This window comes from Nocardia sp. NPDC004654 (assembly GCF_040609595.1).
Classification (GTDB): domain Bacteria; phylum Actinomycetota; class Actinomycetes; order Mycobacteriales; family Mycobacteriaceae; genus Nocardia.
The window spans coordinates 547,533-563,993 of record NZ_JBEXKI010000004.1 but is presented as its reverse complement, the minus strand read 5'-3'; the positions used below and the strand labels follow the sequence as shown (position 1 = coordinate 563,993).

Below are 16,461 nucleotides of genomic sequence, written 5' to 3'. Positions count from 1 at the left end.
CTCGCGCCGCGTGCCTTTCGCGGCGCCTGCCGAATCGTATACCTCGCCCGTGCGGTGCGCGGGGTTTCCTCGGCGACGCGCCATCTCCGACGGCGGTGTGTCAGGCATGTGCGGCGGCCAGCTCCACGACGGTGATGTCGGAGGGCGCGCCGACCCGCACGGGCGGACCCCACGCGCCCGCGCCGCGCGTCACGTACAGCTGGGTGTCGCCGTACCGCTCGAGCCCCGCGACGGTCGGATTCCACAGCGTCGCAGCGTGATTCGCCGCCCGGGCCGGTAGCCGGGGAGTGCCAGGGTACGCCTAGTGCCGCACGGTTTCGTGGCGTCCCGCGCCCGCGGCTGTGAACGCCTGCAGGGCCGTGGCGGCGGCGAGGGCGAGCAGGGCGGGACCCCAGCTTCGGGTGTGGTCGCGGAGGACGCCGAGGAGGACCGGTCCGAGGGCGGCGAGGGCGAAGCCGACGGTTTGGGCCATGGCCGCGAGGGCGGTGGCGTCGCCCGCGTCGGTGGCTCGTTCGCTCTGGAATGCCATCGCCGAAGCGAGGCAGGCCCCGGACCCGATGCCGAGCAGACCGATCGCCAATGGCGTCGCGCCGGGCGCGAGCGCCAGCAGCAGGAACCCCGTGGCTTCGACCGCGCTGGCCGCCACCGCGAGGCGCCGTTTGGCCGAGACCGTGCGGGCCAGCCACGGCATCGCGTTGATGGCCGCCAGACCGAGGATCTGGACGGCGAACAGCGCGAATCCGGCCGCGCGCGGCGATATCCCGTTGTCGTGCAGCACGCTCGGCAGCCACGCGAGCGTGGTGTAGAACCCCAGCGCCTGCAGCCCCATGAATATGCTGACCTGCCAGGCCAGCGCCGAGCTCCATGGCATCGGCACGCGGGCGGCGGGCCGCGGCATCGGCGCGGATCCCGTGATCGGCCACGCCCGTAGAGCGGCAATCACCAGCAGCGTTCCCGCGGCGAGCGCGGAACGCCATCCGCCAGGCAGATTTTCGGCCAGGGGCACCGCGATCCCGGACGACACGGCGGCCGCCGCGGTCATCGCCGCGATGTAGCCCGCGGTGACCGTCATGATCCGCGCCGCGGGGACGGTGCCGCGGACGATCGCGGGCAGCAGCACGTTGGCGTACCCGATCGCCGCCGCGATGACCACGGTCCCGGCGAACAGACCCGACGAGCCGGGCATCGAGCGCAGCACGATCCCCAGCAGCAGCGCGGCTAAGGCGAGCCGCACGAGCTGTTCGGCCCCGCGATGCACGGTGTGTAACACCACCGCGGGCACCGCCGCGAAAATCAGCAGCGGCAGCGCCGTGAGCAGTCCCGCCGTCGCGGCCGACAGCCCGGTGTCGTGGGCGATGGCCGGTACCAGCGGTCCGACGCAGGTCAACGGCGCCCGCAGGGTCGCACCGGCCAGCACGATCCCGGTGACCGGCCGGACCGCACCGCTCATCTACCGGCGGTACGGGAAGGTCATGCGACGAAGCAGTCCGTCGCGTAAGACCAACGCGTGGAACAGGACCGCGCAGATGTGCGCGGTCAACGCGAACAGAAGCAGGTAGGCCAGCGCACTGTGCGCGGTGCGCAACAACGCGTACAGCTCGGGATCGGCGGGGGCGATCGCGGGAACACGCAGGTTGCCGAGCACACGGTTCGGGACGCCGGACGCCGACACCAGCGCCCACCCGACGATCGGCTGGAGCAGAAACAGCGCGTACAGGAGGATTTCGGAGCCGGTCGCGACGAGTCGTTCCGGGCGGGACATGGTGTCGATCTGGGGTGGCGGCCTGCGACGGACGCGGTAGGCGATGCGAATCACGGCCAGCGCCAGGATCGCCAAGCCGATGGTCTTGTGCCAGCTCAGCAACCGGCTGTAGTCGCCGAGATAGCCGACCATCGCCGCGCCGATGCCGAGCATCGCCAGGATCAGGACGGCCATGAGCCAGTGCAGTACCCGGGCGGTGTGGCCGAATCGGGTGGTATCGCGCTTGAGTTGGTCGAGCGTCATCGTCGTCAGACCTTTCGCACCACCACCGCGCCGGTGGGTTTGGCTTCGCCGGCGCGGCGACGGAAGGACTCGCTGTAGGCCGCGGAGCGTGCTTGCAGCAGCGGATCGTCGGAGGGCTCGATTCCGTTGGGCAGCACCAGCGGATCGAAGTTGACGTCCTGGACGTTGTCGGCCGATTCGGTGTCGACGCGGTCCAGCACGACCGTGCCGACGTGCACGGCACGGCGGTCGTTCGGCCACATCCGGGTCGCGTCGTCGGTGGGATCGCCTGGCTCCCCGACGATCACGACGAGCTGCCAGCGCAGCGGCCCTGCCTTCAGGTCGGCGACGAGGCCGTCGAAAAGGGCGCTGTCACCGCCGCTAGGTCCGGTCGCCGGAGGCGGACCATCCGGTTCGAGCCGCCAGCGTACGGAGACGGTGCTGCCGTCGCCGTCGGTGAACCGGAACGCGTTGAGTCCGAAGAAGGCCGAGGCGGCGAAGGTCGGCGCCGGCGCACCTTGCTCGATGATGCCCAGCGCGGCAGCGGTTCTCGGGTGCCTCTCGAGGTACTGCTTCATCGTGGCCGGGTCGGGCTTGCCGGTGGCCGGGTCCGGGGCGAACGCCAGGGTTCGGTCGTAGAAGTCTTGCGCGGTGGCGTCCAGGAAAACCGGCACGTTGATCATCGCCATCCGCCACTCCTCGCCCCTGGGCAGGAACAGCCGCAGCCCGAGTCCGCGCGGAGCGGTCGGCGCGTCGGGAATATGCGGGTTGCCGCCCGCGAGGGAGAACCGTCCGGTCAGGCGATAGCGACCGGCACGGAACACCGAAGCCTTCGACAGCTCGACACCGCTGCCGTTGCTCTCGAAGTATCCGGCGACGGCCACTCCTTTGGCATGGTTGCGGCGGCAGCCGGGGAAGGAGCCGCCCGCGGTTTCCTGTAGTCGGTCCACCACGCTGCGCGCGGTCAGCCGCCACGGACCGATGCGGTTCTCGGCGAACAGGAACCCGCCGATGCCCGCCGCTCCGAGCGCGGCGACGGCCGCGCCGCCGAGCAGGGTGCGGCGGTTCAGCGGTATGGAACTCGGCTGCGCGTCGGTCATCGGTCGTCCTTCTTCGTGCGCTGGTGTGGCGGATTCGGGTGTTCGGCGCGGATCACGGCGGACCCATCGCCTGGAGCCGGTCGATCAGCACCGGATCGATGTCGGGCCTGTCGGCCAGCAGCATGTCGATGGGCGGCGCGGGCGAGGACGCGATGCGGATGTCGACGACGTACGGTTCGCCGTTGTCGAGCGACTCGAATCCGCGTTCCAGCGCGTCGCGGAGTGTGCCGGTCTTGGTCACCACCTCGCCCGGAATGTCGAAGGAGGCGGCGATCTCGGCGAAGTCCTGGGCCGGGCGACCCAACCGCAGGTACCAGGCGTCGTTGGTCGGTTGCCAACCGTAGATCTGCCCGATCGCGGACAGCCCCGTCATCAGGGTCTTGTATTCGTGGTTGTTCATCACCAGGTACAGCACCGGAAGCTGGAACTTGCTGATGGTCCACCACGAATTGGTGTGGAACAGCGCGGAACCGTCGCCGACGATCGTCACGACGTAGCGCCGGTCGCCGAGGGCGAGCGAGATGCCGATGGACGCGGGCAGCGAGAACCCGAGCGAGCCGCCGGAGGTGCAGAAGTACGCGTCGGGGATGTCGTAGGCGATCGCCTTCTGAATCGCGGCGGAGATCGCGAAGTCCTCGTTGATCACCGTGAGGGGTTTGCCGAGGGTCTTCTGCACTTCGGCCAGCACCATCGGCACAACGTGGTCGGGGATCGGCTCCTTGCTCAGTGCGGTGGCCGCGGCGGCGGTGAATTCCTCGTCGCGGCGGGAGTCCAGTTCGACGACCCGCCGATTACGTTGTGCGACAGCGGCTTCGTCGTACTGCGCGTGGCCGGTGACAGCATCGATGATCAGCGGCAGGGTGCGTTTGATGTCACCGAGCACGCCGACCTCGGCGTAGGCGTTCTTGCCGATCTCCCACGGATCGTTGTGCAAGGTCACCTGTGTGAGCTCGGCCGGGATGATCGGGCCCTTCTCCCAGCGGAACACCAGGATCTGCGCCTGGGAGTTCACCCCGATTTGGAAGATGGTGTCGAAGTCGGCCAGCTGCATGTGCACACCGTCCTGGGTGGGCACTAGTTCCCCCTGCCAATGCGGCAGGTCGTTCGGGTAGTTCATCCGGCTGGCTTGGTTCTCCGAGTAGACCGCGGCGCCCAATATCCGCGACAGTCGCTCGATCTCCGGCCAGGCATCGGCCTCGCCGACGCCGTCACCGACCAGAACCACCGGGTTCTTCGCCCGCGCGAGCTGCTCGGCGGCGGCCGCGATGCCGTTCGGATCGCCCGCCACCTTGTGCGCGACGCGAGTCACCCGGCCACGCTGCTGCATGGCGGGCGCCTCGATCAGGAAGTTCCACGGCAGCGAAACGAAGACTGGCCGGAACGGCGGGACCAGGAGTTCCTTGAACGCGCGATGCAGGACCAGCGGCAGCTCGTCGACGCTGCGGATCTCGTAGGCCCACTTGGTGTATTGCTCGGCCGTGTGGACGAGATCCGAGGCCAGGATCGGTTCCTGGACTAGCAGATCGCTGTGTTGCTGTCCGCAGAACACGATGAGCGGGATGTTGGATCGGTAGGCGTTGAACAGGTTGCCGATGATGTTGGCCGTGCCGGGGGTGATGTGCACGATCGCGGCGCCGGGGCGTCCCGACATGCGCGCGTAGCCCATGGCGGCGCCGAGGGCGATGTTCTCGTGCAGACACGGTACGTACTCGACACCGTTCTCGGGGATGGTCGTTCCGTCGAGCAGCGGGATTTCGTGGGTGCCCGGCACGCCGAACGCGTACTCGATGCCCACCTCGCGCAGGTAGTCGAAGATGATGTCGCGGCCGAGCCGGGGCGATGTCGGTGAACTCATAGGTCCTTTGTTTCTGGCAGATCGGTTCCGGGGCTGGTCGGTAGTTCAGTGACCGGTCCAGTTGGGCGGTCGTTTCTCGATGAACGCGCGCGGGCCCTCCTGTGCGTCGGCGGAGTTGGCGCGCAACGTTTCCCAGTGGTAGGTGGCGGTGAAGGCGTCCGGCAGCGGCGTCGTCAGCGACGCGGCGGCAGCCTCCTTGATGGCACGCACCGACAGCGGCGCGCAAGCGAGGATGTCGGCCACCCAGGTTTCGGTTCTCGCGTCCAGGTCGGCGACCGGAACGACCTCGTTGACCAGCCCGAGCTCGGCGGCGCGTGCGGCGCTCATTCGCCGCCCGGTCAGCAAGTGCCCCAGCGCGATCCGATAGGGCGCTTGGCGCGGCAGCCGGAACACCCCGCCCGCGCCGGGGATCAGGCCGAGTCTGGCCTCGGTGAGCCCGAATTCGGCAGTGTCGGCGGCGATCACGATGTCGCAGGCGAGTGCCAGTTCGAAGCCGCCGCCGAGCGCGTATCCGGCGACCTTGGCCACGAGCGGCTTGGGGAATCCGAACCGCTCGGTGATGCGGGGATACCCGGGTTTGCCCGCGCTGCCGAACGTCGAGTGCCCTTCGCCACGGGTATCGCGCTCGGCCAGTTCCCTCAGGTCCTGCCCGACCGAGAACGCGCGCCCGCCGCGGCCGCCGAGGACGGCCACCCAGATGTCGTCGTCGCGTTCGATGTCATCCCATACCCGCGCCAGCTCCGCGTGCATTCGCAGGTTCATCGCGTTGAGGACTTCGGGCCGGTCGAGTTCCACGGTGGCGACACGGCCCTGCTTGCGATAGACCACGGTGGACAGGTCCCCGAGCGTCACCGCCGCGCTCCGACCTCGGGTTTCGCCGCGGCACCGAACCGGGACACTTTCGCCAGCACATCCTGGCCGTAGAGCCGCAGCGCTTGGTGCAGCGCGAACTCGGACATGTAGCGGCGGAACGCGTCCTGCGATTCCTCGGCGGTTACGATCATGTGCTTGTTCGCGATCACCGCATCGGCATCGAGTTGTTCTGCGGCCCTGGCGATTTCGGTGTCGAGTTCGCCGGGTTCGACGACGCTGTCGAAGATGTAGCGCGCGTCGGGTTCGGTGGCGCGAATCTTCCTGCCCCACAGGATCACCTCGCGCGAAACCCGCGATGTCGCCGCGCGCCCGAGCCGCAGGTTGCCCGCGCCCGGCACGATCCCTTCCTGTGCGGCGGGGAGGCTGAAGTAGCTGTCGGCGGCGGCGATCACGCGGTCGAAGACGAGCAGCAGTTGTGCGCCGCCGCCGATCGCGAACGTGTCCACCGCGGCGACCCACGGTTTCGTGCGCGGTGCGGGCGGCCAGTCGTCGCCGTCGTCGGAGAGTCCGCGCAGAATCTTCGCGATATAGCCGGTTTCGCGCCCGAGGAGGAACTCGAGGTAGGAGATCTTGCCTCCGTGCAGCTCCGCGAGATTGATGCCCGCGCTGAACACGCGCTTGCCGCGATAGCGGGGATGGGTCATCTCGCCGCCGCGCACGACGCCGACCTTGGATCTCGGGTCGAGCAGCACCAGGTCGACCGCGGTTTCCATGTCGGCGACGTGCTGGTTGTCCTCGGCGTTGAGGCAGTGGACGTTGGTCATCGTGAGTGTCGCGGTGTGCCCGGAGCGGGTCAACGTCACCGCGGGCAGCGTCACCCGGCCGGTCGCCTCGTATTCAGGCAGGAGTACAGCGGCGGTGAGCGTCGGTCGGCGCATGGCGTCGAGCAGGTGCTCGCCCGCGACCGGATCGGCGAAGACCGCGTGGAAGAAGATTCCTTGATCGATCTCCCACCCTTCCTTGTGTGCCTGGACGACCGCGGCGTCGGCGGCTAGCCGCGCGGGCTCGGGCAGCAGGCCGGGGAACCGGGCGGTCGCCGCGGCCGCGAGATCGGTCAGCCGCGGCGAGTCGCGCAGATCGTCGGTCGCCCGCCGGTACACCGCGGACACGTGCCTGCGCAGGAATGCCCGGCGCAGCGTGCGCACCGCCCGATGGGCTCGTTCCGCCCGCGCGGCCCGGTCGGCGTCTCGCTCCGCGACCGGACCGAGCTCGTGCAGCGTCCGGTCGCATTCGGCGGCGGCGTCCCGCAACACGGCGCTGTCGTGGGCGAGTTCTCCGGTGAACGGTGAGCGCGGGGTGGTCACGACGCCGCCCGGAGACGCCGCAGCGACCGGTCGGCGGCCGCCAGGTGCGCGCCGAGCGCGTCCTCGAAACGCGTGGTGGTCGCGTCGAGCAGCAGCCGGCGGCGGATCGCGATTTCCGTACCGGCGGTCGACTCGAACAACCTGAGTCCCGCTTGCACTGTCGTGGTCTCGGATCGAGCGTCGTGATCGATCACCGCGTCGACGAGACCCTGCGCGTGCGCCTCGGCGGCCGAGAGTGTGCGGCCCTGCACGGCGAGTGCCCGCGCCGGACCGGCGCCGTATTGGGCGACCAGGCGATGCAGCGCCATGGACGGCCAGACGCCCAGAGCGGTGGCGGCGAAACCGAAAACACTGCCGGACCGGAGGATGCGGTAGTCGGCGACGAGCAGCAGTTCCGCGGCGGGTCCGAAGGCGTCCCCGTCGACGACGGCGATGATCGGCGCGGGCGCCTGTTCGAGTCGGCGCAGCGCGGATTCCCACTTGCCGACGACGCCGATATCCACCGGGCCGGGCCACGAGAACTGCTGCCCCGAGCGGGTTCCCGTGACATAGAGGACCACGGTGTGCGGCTTGTCCGGCGGCGCGTCCTCCGCGCGCACCGCGATCGCGGATACCGCTGCGAGTAGTTCCTCGGTCAGCGGCTGGTCGGCGGAGATCACCGCGGGCAGTACGTGAGTAGTGGATTCGTAACTGGTCATCGAAAACCCCCTGGAGTCGAATCGACTTGGACTGCTTCAGAATTGGAGAAGCGCGGACTCGATCTGCGAACCGGGACCCATGGTCATGAGCACACCGTGGTCGCCGCGCCGAACCTTGCCCTCCTCGAGCAGCCGTTGATAGGAGAACAGGAACGAACCACTCGAGAGGTTGCCGAAATCACGCATCACGCTGGAGGTGTGCCGCAGGTCGTTGGCAGTCAGGCCGAGGTTGATCTTCACCGCGTCGATGACCTTCTTGCCGCCGGAGTGCACCGTCCAGTGCGCGATGTCCCTGCGCCGCAATCCGGTACCGCGCAAGAGCTTGTCGATCACGATCTCCGCGTGCGCGCCGACCTCGTAGGGCACTTCTTTGTCCAGGTAGAAACTGAACTTCCCGGCGTCCTCGTCCCAGTCGTAGCGCATCGCGCCGACCGCGTGCCGAATCATGTAGCTGCTGGTCGTCAACAGCGCGGGGGCCGGAGCCGAGCCTGGGCCACCAGGCGCGCCGGTGTCGCCGCCCGATCGGACCGCCAACGCCGCGGCCCCGTCGCCGAAGAGGCTGTTGACGACCGCCGTACGCATCGTTCCGTCGAACACGTACGCCGCCGAGCACGCCTCCGCGCAGACCAGCAGCGCCAGCTCGTCCGGATGTGTTGCCGCCCAATTCGCCACGGCGGCAAGGCCGTTCAGGCCCGCGTTGCATCCCATTCCGACTACGTCGAGCCGGGCCGTATCCGGGTCCAGCCCCAGCTCGTCGATCAGCAGCGCGCTGAATCCGGGTGTCAGGAAACCGGTGGTGGTGACGGCGACCAGATAACGCACGTCGCGGATATCGCTGCCGATGCGACGAAGGCACGCGCGGACCGCGGCCGCACCGGTCCGTACGCCCTGGGTCCGGTGCTTGGCCAGCAGTTCACCCTGGGTCTCGACGCGGAACGCGCCATCTCGATCGCGAGGCGGCAAGGTCAGGTACCGCGTCTCTATTCCGCCGTTGAGGAAGACGCCGCGGATCTTGGCGTCGGTGATGTTCAACAGGTCGACGAGTTCGCGTTGGCTGTAGCGGTCGGGTGGATTGGCGGTGGCTACGCCGAGCAGTCGCGGAAGCGCGGACGGTGCCGACCGGGGTTCGGGCCGTAGCTCGTGGTCGAGTCTCTCGATGTCGATTGTTTTCGAGGCGGTCATGCTCTGGTTCCTTTGATTATTCGTCAACCCTGTTTCGCGGTCCGGCCGATTCTTCGGACGCGATCGATCGCGCGTTTTTACGCTCGACCTGCCGCTTGCGGCGGCACCGGTCAGAATTGTCGGTGAGCACCCAGATAAAGCAGTTATCCAGCGGTATGAATTTCGATCACGAGTTGTCGAATACCCCCGTAGTCCGGCAATCGATACACGTACGTAGATCCCCAAGGCGGCGAATTCGTTGCGACCCCCGTCGATCCGTCGCCGCTTCCCGCACCGATTTCGAACGCTACACCAGCGCGCTGTATGGCGACAACCCCAAAAACAGGGGCGCACGCCGTGAAGTGACTCGGTTCTCCATCGAAATGCGCTGGAGTACAACGTATTTCGGTTGCTACCGCCTCGGTGGTAGATAGTACGTACACGTATGGATGTGGCGGAAATCGGCCGCAAAGATCTTGGACGAACGACTAGATCGGCCTTGTCGTCGGCTCGGATCGTGGTCTAATCGGCGGATGGAATCACTGACCTCGCGGCTGGTGCCCCACGTGTTCGCGGATACACCTGGACATCTGATCCGATTGCTCTATCAACGCCACAACGCACTCTGGCACGCCACCGTCGGGGATTCGATCACGCCAACTCAGTTCGCCATTCTCAACGTCGTCTATGCGCAGGGGCCGCTGACCCAGCACGAGGTCTCCGTACGAATCAGCACGGACACTTCGACGATGGCGCAATCCGCCGGTGTGCTCGAACGGAAGAATCTGATCAAACGGTCGGTCAACCCGGCCGACAAACGCGAACGCCGGATCGCCCTCACCCGCACCGGCCGCCGCGAGTACGCCCAGCTCCTGCCGAAAGCCGACGAAGTGCAACGACTCCTGTTCTCCGTCGTGGCTCCCGATGGCCACGACGGCGCCCTCACGGTCCTCCGCACACTCGCCGGTATCAGCGCCGACGGCGCGGGCGGTCTCGAGATCCAGTGACGGGGTAGTCCTCCGCCGATTCCCGCAGGGCGTCAGGCTCGCGTGGCGGCCAGCTCCACGACGGTGATGTCGGAGGGCGCGCCGACTCGAACGGGCGGACCCCAGGCGCCCGCGCCGCGCGTCACATACAGCTGGGTGTCGCCGTAGCGCTCGAGCCCCGCGACGGTCGGATTCGCCAGTTCCGCAAGGAGATTCCCCGGCCAGAGCTGGCCGCCGTGGGTGTGCCCGGAGAGTTGGAGGTCGACGCCGTGCGCGACGGCGTCGTGGATCTGGATCGGCTGGTGCGCCAGCAGCACTGCCGTGCGGGCCGGATCGCGGTCGCCGAGCGCCTTGCCGAAATCCGGTCCCTGCCCGACCTGTTCGCCCTGTACGTCGTTGACGCCCGCGAGGTCGAAGCCGGGCAGCTCGGTCCGATCGTTGGCCAGCAGGCGCAGTCCCAGATCCTGCACGTGCTCGATCCATTCCTCCGCGCCGGAGAAGTACTCGTGGTTGCCGGTGACGAAGTACGCGCCGTGCCTGGCGCGTAGACCGGCGAGCGGTTCGACGGCGTGGCGCAGGTGCTCTACGCTGCCGTCCACCAGATCACCGACCACCGCGATGAGATCGGGCTGGGTGTCGTTGATCGTGCGGACGACGCGCTCGGCGAAACCCCTGCCGAGGATCGGGCCGAGGTGCACGTCGCTGACCACGGCGATCCGGAATCCATCGGCCGAGCGGGGGAGTTTGGCCAGCGGGATGGTCAGCCGCTGGACCTGCGGTCCGTTCAGCACCCCGTGGGCGCCGACGCCGACGGTTGTCGCCGCGGTGAGCGCGGCGGTTCCAGCGATTGCGCGGGAGACGAAGATTCGCCGCGAGATCGGTCCGGAGTCTCGGCCTCGCGCTGCCGAAGGACTTGGTGCCGAGCGCTTTTCGCCACTCGAAGCCGCAGCGAGGAGTTCACCGGCTCCGAGCGGAGTGCTTGGTGTGTCGCCGGATTCTTGTCCCTGCCGCACCGGAGTGTTCGGTGCGGCCACGCATTCCGGCATCTTCTCCGTCGCCGTGCCAGGAGCTTCCGGGGCCTCTTCTCTCTGCTCGGTCGAAGTGGCTGTGTTCATTCCGGTTTCGCGCGCGAACAGGCGCAGCAGCACCGGCCGCAGTACCTCGCCCGCCAGCAGCGCCAGCAAGAGGTAGACGAACAGCGCGCCCCAGAAATAGCCCGGCCACGCGATGGCCCGCACCAGCGGGAACGGCAGTCCGGCCGATTCGGCGAAGAACGCGCCGAGCAGCAACAGCGGGGCCGTCACCAGCACCGCGGTCCCGAGCCGCCGCCCGGCCGACCCCGGTGCGGTCGTGTCTCGTACCAGGCGCCGCCACAGATACCAGTGCAGCCCGGCGAAGACCGCGAGCACCGCGACGCCGATCAGTACCACCACAACGATCACCGCGAAGCCCTCTCGACCAACCGAACGGAGCCCGCCGACAGCCGCGCATGGCCGTGGCGGAGCGGGACACGCCCTCTCCCGAACCGACCGTTCCGACCTTACGCGGGAGCGTGCGGTGGAGCGGGGAACGATGTCACCCCACCTCGGTAGCCTCGAAGCATGTGCCGAAACATCACAGCCCTGCGCGGGTTGGAGCCCGCGGCGACACCGGAGGAGATCCAGGCGGCGGCGCTGCAGTACGTGCGCAAGGTCGCGGGCATCTCCAGCGTCTCCGCCGCGACGCGTCCGGTCGTGGAGGCCGCGGTGGCCGACATCGCCGCGGTGACGACCCGCCTGCTCGCCGAGCTGCCGGACCGCAAGGTGCCGCCGAAGTCCGTGCCGCCGCTGCGCCGCCCCGAGGTGCAGGCCAGGATCGCGGCGCGCGGCTGAGCCGCCCGCCGGAAATTCGGATGCGCCGCCGGACGCGTCCGGTTACTGTCGCGCCCATGCGAATCGTCAGCGGCAAGAAGATCCGCGATGTGGACATCGGTTAAGCCCGAGAGCTGATCGGACGCCATTCGGCGGTCCGGATCGACCTCGGTACCGGCGACGGACGCACGGTGCTCGCCGCGGCCGCCGCCGACCCCCGCCGATTGGTGATCGGCGTGGACGCCAACGCGGCGGGCATGTTCGAAGCCTCCCGCAAGGCCGCGCGCGGCAAGCTCGCGAACGCGCTGTTCGTGGTGGCCGCCGCCGAGCGCCTGCCCACGGAACTGGACGGCGTCGCCGACGCGGTGACCGTGTACTTCCCGTGGGGTTCGCTGCTGCGCGGCGTGGTCACCGCGGATCCGGTCGTCGTGACGGGTCTCGCCCGGTTGCTGAAGCCCGGCGCTGCACTGTCGATCCTCGTATCGGTCATCGAGCACGATCGCGGTTCCGGTCTGCCGCCGATCGACGAGAACGACCTGCGCGGTCTCGCCGGACCCTACGCGGCGCACGGTCTCACGATCACGGAGATAGCGCCCGCTACCGCCGCCGAGATCGCCGCCACTGGTTCCTCGTGGGCCAAACGCCTCGGCGCGGGGTCCCAGCGCAGCGCCTGGCGAATCGCGGCGCACCGATCGAACGCGCAGCGCGCGCCGGAACTCGCGGCCGAGCACCGGACGGGGACGGCCTGCGCGGAGCCGGCCGGAGACGCCCGGTAGCCGACGGCCGCGCACCCGGTGGATCCGCGGGGCGGGCGGCCACACCCGGCGGCTCCGTCGGTGACCGTCCGCCCGCGGGCGTGCGCCGCTGTGGAAACCTTTGCATCGCAATCGAACTGCGAAGCAAAGGCTGCGGCTCACAGTGACCGGGCGATGATCTCCTTCATGATCTCGTTGGTGCCCGCGTAGATCATCTGCACCCGGTTGTCCACCCACATGCGCGAGATCGGGTATTCGGTCATGTACCCGTAGCCGCCGTGCAACTGGAGGCACTCGCTGGCGACCGACATGGCCTTGTCGGTGGTCCACCACTTCGCCATCGCGACGGTCGGGATGTCGAGTTCGCCCGCGATGTGCTTTGCGATGCAGTCGTCGGTGAAGACGCGCGCGATCTTCGCCTCCGTGGCGACCTCGGCCAGCTTGAACTTCGTGTTCTGGAAGCCGAAGACCGGGCGGCCGAACGCCTCGCGCTCCTTGGTGTAGCGCAGCGTGTGCTCCAGCGCGGTCTCCATGCCCGCCACCGAGCCGACCGCGATGATCAGGCGCTCCTGCGGCAGCTGCTGCATGAGCTGGACGAAGCCCTGGCCCTCCTGCGTGCCGAGCAGGTTGCTCACCGGGATGCGCACGTCCTCGAAGAACAGCTCGGAAGTGTCCTGACCCTTCTGGCCGATCTTGTCCAGCACCCGGCCGCGGCGGAAGCCGGGGCGGTCCGCCTCGACGAGCACCAGGCTGATGCCCGCCGCGCCCTGGGAGGTGTCGGTCTTGACCACGACGATGATCAGGTCGGCCTGTGCGCCGTTGGTGATGAAGGTCTTGGAGCCGTTGACGACGTACTCGTCGCCGTCGCGGACCGCCTTGGTCTTGACGCTCTGCAGGTCCGAGCCGGTGCCGGGCTCGGTCATCGCGATCGCGCCGACCACCTCGCCGCTGGCCATCTTCGGCAGCCAGTGCCGCTTCTGCTCCTCGGTGCCGTAGGCGAGCAGATAGTGCGCGACGATGCCGTTGTGCAGGCTCTGGCCCCACGCGGTGTCGACCACCCTGGCCTGCTCCTCGATCAGCACGGCCTCGTGCGCGAAGGTGCCGCCGCCACCGCCGTACTCCTCCGGGATGGACAGGCAGAGCAGCCCGAGTTCGCCCGCCTTGTTCCACAGGTCGCGGTCGACGTGGTGCTGGGCGATGTACTTGTCGACGTTGGGCGCGACTTCCTTCTCGAAGAAGGCGCGCGCGAGGTCGCGCAGCGCGTCCAGGTCGTCGTTCATCCAACACGACCGGTAGGCGGCCATCGAGACTCCTTAGGCTCGGCGTATTACTGGCAATACTTGTGACCAGTGTTTACGGGTACAGTGTGTACCATTGGTTGCGCTGGGACAAGACGGAATCTCGAGCGGCCGCACGGATCGGATACAGTGCCCGTGGAGGTCGGATACGGTGAGCCGCGTGGGACGACAGGGCTGGACCGACACCGCCGAAACCCGCCGCTCGGGCGCGCGCGGGCCCGGCGGCGACGAACGGCGCCGCGCGCTCGTCGCGGCCGCCGTCGCGGCGATCGAGGAACACGGGCCCGATGCCTCGATCGGGCAGATCGCCGACCGCGCCGGGCTGGTGCGCACGCACGTCTACCGGCACATCGCGGGCAAGGAAGAACTCGATCGCGCCGTCGCGCGGCACGCGCACGCCGAGCTCACCGCGCGCATCCGCGCCACCTTCGACGTCGACGGGACGCCGATCGACGTCATCCGCGCGCCCATCGCCGAACACGTCGCCTGGGCGGGGGAGCATCCGAATCTGTACCGCTTCCTCGTGGAGCGCAACTATCGCAGCGGCAACGACGAACCGCGCATCGGCGGCAGCGCCTTCGCCTCCGAGATCTTCATCGCCGCAACGCGATACATCCCGCGCTTCGGTTCGGACCGAGCCGCGGCGGAACGGCTCATCATCGCGCTGCTCGGGCTGATCGATGCCTCCGTGCGCTGGTGGCTGACGCACCGCGAGAGCACCAGGGAGACGCTGGTCGACCAGCTGACCGCCGAGGCGTGGCTGTTGATCGATCATCGCTTGCGCGCCCTCGGCATCGAACTCGATCCCGCGGCGCGACTGCGGGATCTGCTCGTCGCGGGCGAGGCGTACCGCGGCGAGGCGAGCTGAGCCGGTGCCGGTCTAGGAACCGAACTTTCGCTGCGCGTGCGCGACGATCGCGTCGAGTCGCGCGTGGTGCGCGCCCTTCCAGTAGGTCTGGCCGCAATCGACGCACTGGGCGAAGGTGTCGTAGGTCTGTTCGGTCTGGTTCGGCAGCCGCTCGAGCACGGTCGCCTTGTCGGTCTCGCGCAGCAGGCCGTTGCAGGTGGTGCACCTGGTCCACGGGGCGAGGGGAGGGGCGAAGCGGGACAGCACGTCGTCGAGTTGCTCGGTCGGCTTGTGGCTGTAAATGTATGCGCCCGCGTAGATTTCGCGCCGCCGCAGCAGTCCGCGATCCCGGGACAGCAGGATGCGGCGCTCGGCCGCCGACCGCGTCGCCAACGCGGCGTCGCCGATGTCGGGGTTCTCGTAGGCGGCGTCGATACCGAGCAGGCGCAGCCGCCGCACCAGGGTGCCGAGGTGGATGTCGAGCAGGAAGCGCACCGGGTCCGGCATTCGTTGCGGACGGGTCACCGCGCGTACCGCGAGCGAATCGCCGTCTTTGGGCACATAGGCAGGTCCCACCGTCCGCGCGTTCACCACCAGCGCGCCCGCCTCGGTGAGGGGCACCCCGAGCGACTCCACCACGTGCCCCACGGTCGACACCCCGTCGACGCGCACGCTCGACGGACCCCCGCGCAGCCCTGCGGCCACGAACAATTCCAGCTCGGTCGCGAATTCGACCGTGATCTCCCCGGTGCCCACCCGGCAAGCATGCCAGGACTCACATCCGCTGACCAGCGCAATTCTGGCGGCGTGCGCGACGCATCGCCGCTTCGTGTGAACCGCAGGCCGATCGCGCACGGCGGTGAATACCCCGGAGCGGCAGGCGAATCTGGTCGACCCGCTCGCCGACCAGCGGCATACCGTGCCGTGGTTCGCCAGGCAGCAGGCGTACCCGCGCGAGCACCGGCCATCAGCTTCGCTGTGCTGAAGTCCTCATCAACGCCTCGGCGAATGCTGCGAACTCCGCCCGGAAATCCAAGTACGCCTCGCGCAATTCGTGGCCCGGCCAGCGGTCGGGTAGCAGTTCGGCGGGCAACATCGGGTCGTTGAGGATGTGCCGCACGGTCGCGGCGGCGACCTCGAACCGGTCGCCGATGGAGTCCGCGGCCGACATGGCGGACAAGAGCAGTCGCGCGTCGTCGGCCCAGTCGTCCGGCTGGAAGAGCCGTTCGGCGAGCTCGCTGTCCGGTTCGCCGGGGTGGCCGGTGAAGATCGTCAGTCGGCGCGCCGCGGCGACGGGGAACTCGGTGCCGAGATTGTCCGGCCGGGTCCACACGCCCTCGCGGAGTTCGCCGAACTTCTTGGCGCGCAACACTTCCCGGAACGCGGCCCGGTCGGTGGAGTCGTCCGCACCGACCGTCACGATGGCGAGCCGCCACGTGCGGTCCCATTCGCCCGTCGGTGGATGCATGGCCTCGTCCTGGCGATGCTGCCGCTCGATCAGCCGCGGCGAGAGCCGGTAGGCGCTGTCGCGGCGCTCCAGGTCGCCGACCGCGACCATCCTGGTCAGCGCCGCGCGCACCGCCGACTCCTGGAGTCCGAGCCCGGTCGACACCCGCACGATCCATCTGACCGGCGCCTCGGCCGGATGCGCGCCGAGCAGTGCGCTCAGGATCGCCGACCGCGCGGTCAGCTTCCTTACCGGCGCACCACGCGAATCCATGCCCCGATGCTAGCCACTCGCCGCACGGCC

The 16,461-nt window shown here is 68.8% G+C and carries 16 protein-coding genes and 1 pseudogene; 4 read left to right on the top strand and 13 right to left on the bottom strand.

The features are described from left to right. Nucleotides 1-100: 100 nt before the first annotated feature. The 9 genes and pseudogenes from ABZV58_RS16850 to dpgA all read right to left on the bottom strand — a co-directional run. Nucleotides 101-253, bottom strand: a pseudogene (locus ABZV58_RS16850) (metallophosphoesterase); the annotation flags it as partial. Nucleotides 254-301: 48 nt separating this feature from the next. Beyond that, entirely contained in the window at nucleotides 302-1,450 is a 1,149-nt protein-coding gene (locus tag ABZV58_RS16845) for an MFS transporter (protein WP_355001014.1), read from the bottom strand. Continuing rightward, nucleotides 1,451-2,005 (bottom strand): cytochrome b, encoded by a 555-nt coding sequence (locus ABZV58_RS16840; protein ID WP_355001013.1) that lies wholly within the window; start codon nucleotides 2,003-2,005, stop codon nucleotides 1,451-1,453. A gap of 5 nt (nucleotides 2,006-2,010) precedes the next feature. Continuing rightward, complete coding sequence (locus ABZV58_RS16835; RefSeq protein ID WP_355001012.1) at nucleotides 2,011-3,084, bottom strand: catalase family peroxidase; 1,074 nt, start codon at nucleotides 3,082-3,084, stop codon at nucleotides 2,011-2,013. 52 nt (nucleotides 3,085-3,136) lie between these two features. Continuing rightward, entirely contained in the window at nucleotides 3,137-4,939 is a 1,803-nt protein-coding gene (locus ABZV58_RS16830; RefSeq protein ID WP_355001011.1) for a thiamine pyrophosphate-binding protein, read from the bottom strand. Between the two features lie 45 nt (nucleotides 4,940-4,984). Then, nucleotides 4,985-5,791, bottom strand: a complete 807-nt coding sequence (dpgD, locus tag ABZV58_RS16825; protein ID WP_355001010.1) for an enoyl-CoA-hydratase DpgD — start codon at nucleotides 5,789-5,791, stop codon at nucleotides 4,985-4,987. After that, nucleotides 5,788-7,116: a (3,5-dihydroxyphenyl)acetyl-CoA 1,2-dioxygenase DpgC gene (gene dpgC / locus ABZV58_RS16820; RefSeq protein ID WP_355001009.1), complete on the bottom strand. Its 1,329-nt coding sequence runs from the start codon at nucleotides 7,114-7,116 to the stop codon at nucleotides 5,788-5,790. The genes dpgD and dpgC overlap by 4 nt, the downstream gene beginning before the upstream one ends. Beyond that, nucleotides 7,113-7,814 carry an enoyl-CoA-hydratase DpgB gene (gene dpgB, locus ABZV58_RS16815; RefSeq protein WP_355001008.1) on the bottom strand — a complete coding sequence of 234 codons (702 nt, stop codon included), beginning with the start codon at nucleotides 7,812-7,814 and terminating at the stop codon, nucleotides 7,113-7,115. The genes dpgC and dpgB overlap by 4 nt, the downstream gene beginning before the upstream one ends. Nucleotides 7,815-7,850: 36 nt before the next feature. Then, nucleotides 7,851-8,996, bottom strand: a complete 1,146-nt coding sequence (gene dpgA, locus ABZV58_RS16810) for a 3,5-dihydroxyphenylacetyl-CoA synthase DpgA (RefSeq protein WP_355001007.1) — start codon at nucleotides 8,994-8,996, stop codon at nucleotides 7,851-7,853. A 512-nt stretch (nucleotides 8,997-9,508) separates the two neighbouring features. Between dpgA and ABZV58_RS16805 the strand changes: the two genes are divergently transcribed. Then, a complete protein-coding gene (locus ABZV58_RS16805; RefSeq protein ID WP_355001006.1) occupies nucleotides 9,509-9,982 on the top strand; it encodes a MarR family transcriptional regulator in 474 nt (157 codons plus the stop codon). A gap of 32 nt (nucleotides 9,983-10,014) precedes the next feature. On the opposite strand, the gene ABZV58_RS16800 is transcribed toward ABZV58_RS16805, so the two are convergent. Beyond that, complete coding sequence (locus tag ABZV58_RS16800) at nucleotides 10,015-11,394, bottom strand: metallophosphoesterase (protein ID WP_355001005.1); 1,380 nt, start codon at nucleotides 11,392-11,394, stop codon at nucleotides 10,015-10,017. 168 nt (nucleotides 11,395-11,562) lie between these two features. Between ABZV58_RS16800 and ABZV58_RS16795 the strand changes: the two genes are divergently transcribed. Continuing rightward, nucleotides 11,563-11,832, top strand: coding sequence for a DUF2277 domain-containing protein (locus tag ABZV58_RS16795; protein WP_067788783.1), 270 nt, complete (start codon nucleotides 11,563-11,565; stop codon nucleotides 11,830-11,832). Between the two features lie 113 nt (nucleotides 11,833-11,945). Continuing rightward, nucleotides 11,946-12,587 (top strand): class I SAM-dependent methyltransferase, encoded by a 642-nt coding sequence (locus tag ABZV58_RS16790; RefSeq protein WP_355001164.1) that lies wholly within the window; start codon nucleotides 11,946-11,948, stop codon nucleotides 12,585-12,587. Nucleotides 12,588-12,724: 137 nt separating this feature from the next. Here ABZV58_RS16790 and ABZV58_RS16785 read toward each other — a convergent pair whose 3' ends face one another. After that, nucleotides 12,725-13,870 carry an acyl-CoA dehydrogenase family protein gene (locus tag ABZV58_RS16785; RefSeq protein WP_355001004.1) on the bottom strand — a complete coding sequence of 382 codons (1,146 nt, stop codon included), beginning with the start codon at nucleotides 13,868-13,870 and terminating at the stop codon, nucleotides 12,725-12,727. Nucleotides 13,871-14,024: 154 nt separating this feature from the next. Between ABZV58_RS16785 and ABZV58_RS16780 the strand changes: the two genes are divergently transcribed. Further along, nucleotides 14,025-14,732 carry a TetR/AcrR family transcriptional regulator gene (locus ABZV58_RS16780; RefSeq protein WP_355001003.1) on the top strand — a complete coding sequence of 236 codons (708 nt, stop codon included), beginning with the start codon at nucleotides 14,025-14,027 and terminating at the stop codon, nucleotides 14,730-14,732. A gap of 12 nt (nucleotides 14,733-14,744) precedes the next feature. Here ABZV58_RS16780 and ABZV58_RS16775 read toward each other — a convergent pair whose 3' ends face one another. Both ABZV58_RS16775 and ABZV58_RS16770 read right to left on the bottom strand, forming a co-directional pair. Further along, on the bottom strand, nucleotides 14,745-15,467 hold the full coding sequence (locus tag ABZV58_RS16775; protein WP_355001002.1) for a Mut7-C RNAse domain-containing protein: 723 nt from the start codon (nucleotides 15,465-15,467) through the stop codon (nucleotides 14,745-14,747). Nucleotides 15,468-15,678: 211 nt separating this feature from the next. Further along, entirely contained in the window at nucleotides 15,679-16,431 is a 753-nt protein-coding gene (locus ABZV58_RS16770; protein ID WP_355001001.1) for a PaaX family transcriptional regulator C-terminal domain-containing protein, read from the bottom strand. Between the last annotated feature and the right edge of the window lie 30 nt (nucleotides 16,432-16,461).